This window comes from 'Chrysanthemum coronarium' phytoplasma (assembly GCF_000744065.1).
GTDB lineage: Bacteria > Bacillota_I > Bacilli_A > Acholeplasmatales > Acholeplasmataceae > Phytoplasma > Phytoplasma asteris.
Map to the genome: position 1 here is coordinate 1 of NZ_BBIY01000065.1, position 2,867 is coordinate 2,867.

5 protein-coding genes and 1 pseudogene are annotated in these 2,867 nt (G+C 27.7%); all 6 read left to right on the forward strand.

Annotated features, from left to right (window positions below):
- The first annotated feature begins 123 nt into the window (after positions 1–123).
- Entirely contained in the window at positions 124–372 is a 249-nt protein-coding gene (locus OYV_RS03275; protein ID WP_042068261.1) for a hypothetical protein, read from the forward strand.
- 5 nt (positions 373–377) lie between these two features.
- The gene (locus OYV_RS03280; RefSeq protein WP_042068263.1) at positions 378–1,019 is read left to right on the forward strand and encodes a YqaJ viral recombinase family protein; all 642 of its coding nucleotides are present in this window, start codon (positions 378–380) and stop codon (positions 1,017–1,019) included.
- A 72-nt stretch (positions 1,020–1,091) separates the two neighbouring features.
- Positions 1,092–1,718 carry a dTMP kinase gene (gene tmk / locus OYV_RS03285; protein WP_042068264.1) on the forward strand — a complete coding sequence of 209 codons (627 nt, stop codon included), beginning with the start codon at positions 1,092–1,094 and terminating at the stop codon, positions 1,716–1,718.
- On the forward strand, positions 1,702–1,851 hold the full coding sequence (locus OYV_RS05110) for a hypothetical protein (protein WP_172642365.1): 150 nt from the start codon (positions 1,702–1,704) through the stop codon (positions 1,849–1,851). The genes tmk and OYV_RS05110 overlap by 17 nt, the downstream gene beginning before the upstream one ends.
- Positions 1,852–1,888: 37 nt before the next feature.
- Positions 1,889–2,512, forward strand: a complete 624-nt coding sequence (locus tag OYV_RS03290) for a hypothetical protein (protein ID WP_042068265.1) — start codon at positions 1,889–1,891, stop codon at positions 2,510–2,512.
- Between the two features lies 1 nt (position 2,513).
- A pseudogene (locus OYV_RS03295) lies at positions 2,514–2,867 on the forward strand (replicative DNA helicase); the annotation flags it as partial.

Below are 2,867 nucleotides of genomic sequence, written 5' to 3' on the forward strand. Positions count from 1 at the left end.
TTATAATTTTTTATTATGTCATTAAATTCTATCTTTTTACCATCAAACTAAGTATTCGCCAATTAAAAAAAGGAATAGTGGTTCAATTTTATCAACATTTAACCACGAAGCGATTTAATCACCATGTGGCATTTCATTAATACTTGGTTAACTAAGTTAAATAATAACCTTAATACTATCAGTCATTATTTCTTTACTTATCAAAATCAATGGTTAAACTTAGGTTTATTAATAATTATTTTATTATTTCTTCCCCATCTTTTATATTTAATTGATTTTCTTTTTAAATGTCTTTATCATATAATTAAATTTATTTATTATTTAGGAAAATATCTTTTTTCATTATTAAAGAAAATTTTTAAGAAAGAATAATTATTATGAGAATCCAAAACTTAAATCAACGCACCAAATTATGGTACCAACATCGAAAAAAATACATCAACGCTTCCGAAGTTGCTTCGATAACAGGTTTAGATCCCTTTCGTTCCATGGAACAATTAGTCCATGATAAACTTTTCGGGACCACTTTTACCGCTAATCAATATACGTTACATGGTCAAAAAATGGAATCCATCGCTCGCCAGTTTTTCATACAAAAAACTAATTTAATTTTTGAAGACGCCATTTTCACTGATGATCAAGTTAACCTTTTTTCCGCCTCTTTAGATGGCTACAATGAACAACATCGAGCTGTTTTAGAAATTAAATGTCCTTTTGTGAATGAAAACCAAGAAGTTTCATCCACTTGGACTAGTTTTTTAACTCACCCTCAGTTAGAAAATATCCCCAAATACTACTGGGCCCAAGTCCAATGTCAACTCTATTGTTCTCAAGCTAATTTAGCTTATTTTTTAGTCTATTTTCATGACAAAAACTATCACGTTGTTAGGATTTATCCTGACAAAACCTTTATTACAAAAATGATTCAAGCTAGTCAAAAATACTTAGCACTTTTAACTAAAGCCAAAGAAGAATTAGAAAAAACCACTTATTTAAAACAATTAAGTAAAATTAAATAATTAATACTTTTAGACCTTCAATTTGAAGGTCTTTTTTTATGCCCAAATATAAAAATCAAAGGAGAAACAATCATGAAATTAATCGTTTTTGAAGGACTTGACGGGAGTGGAAAAACTTCTCTTATTCACGCCCTTCAACCCCTCTTAAAAACCCCTCATCAACTATATCAAGGCTTAGGGAGTAGTTCTCTTGGAAAGGAAATTAGAGATTTATTTTTAAATTTTCAACAAGTAGATTATCTCACTCGTTTTTATTTAAGTCTCGTGAATATGGCTCAAATCCAAGCGGAATTATTTAAAAACAACCAATTAATCATCTTAGACCGTTGGTTACCATCTACTTATGCTTATCAATTATTTCCTTTTTCCAAGGAAAAGAAACAACTTTCCCCTTTAAAAAAGATCTTTAAGTTGAATCATGAAACTATCTTAAAAAAACCTGATTTATTAATTTATTTAGATATTGACCCTCTTATTGGAAGAACCAGAAAGAAAAAACAAAAAAACCATCAAAGAGATCTCATCGAAAGACAATCGTTAACTTATTTTCAAAATGTTCGCCAAGGATACGATCATTATCTCACTCATTATACTAGTGATATTAAGAAATTAATCTTAAATGGTAGCGATTCTATCAAATCAAATGTCAAACAAATTATTAAACAAATAGGAGGACTATCAAATGGCGATCATAACTAAAAAAACCTGCCAAAATGGCAATAATTACATCTATTTTTCTAATGGAAAAATCAAAACCATTCATAAAGATGGCACCATTACCTGGAAAACAAAAAGAATTTTTAAAACTAAAAAAACCAACAAAAGACCTTAATTTAAAGGTCTTTTTTATTTAAAGAAAGGAATATCAAATGTTAAATAACCAAGATTTTATGAATATTAAACAATTTAATACTAATATCCAAACTGTGGAAATCTTAAAATGTTTTTTTAACAAAAACACCTTTAATCTTTCTATTAACGAATATATGAAAACCAATTACCAACAATTAAACCATTATTTTAACAAAAATCACATCAACTCTCAAAGTCAAAAAGTAATCCGTGGTAAAATCAATGAATATCTTATTTTACTCTATTTTCAAAACCAAGGAATCATTCATTTATATCCTCAAGCTTATTTATTCTTCATCCCCGACATTAAATTTGATTTAGTGTTATTTACGAAAAATAAACGGATTATCGCTTTTAATTTTAAAACATGTCTTCGTGATCGCTATAAACAAGCCATGGTAGAAGGGCAACAATTAAAAAAACTCGATACTCGTTTTGAATTTTATTTATTAACCAACAACGAACCAGAAACTCAGAGATTAAATCATAAAATCAATCAAGGAAAAGTCCAAGGTATTAATCAAGTAATTAACTTATTTTCCAATTCAGCCAACAATTTCTTACAAAACTTAATTACCCGTCAATTCATCGCTTTTTCTAACATTAACATCATTAAAAAAGAAAAAAAGGAGTTAATATAAAATGTTAACCAACGAACAAAAAGCGTTAAGACAAATTTTAGTCTATCTGAACCAAAATAAAGTTGACCAATTAAATTTTTATTTTCAGCTCATTGATCAACAATCTTTTTTAGATAAAAAATATACCAAAATCTTTCAAGCCTTAAAATATTTAACTTTAAACCAGACAAATATTCATCCCTTTGATAAAATCAAATCTCAAACTGAGATCATCAAAGAATTACTCGCTTATCTTCAAACTCATTTTCCCCAAGATCATTTTACGAAAGAATCATTATCTTTTTTAAGTGATGATTTGAGTAAAGAAAATAACCTTGATTTTTTAGCTAACTTAAAACATACCTATACTCAAGGG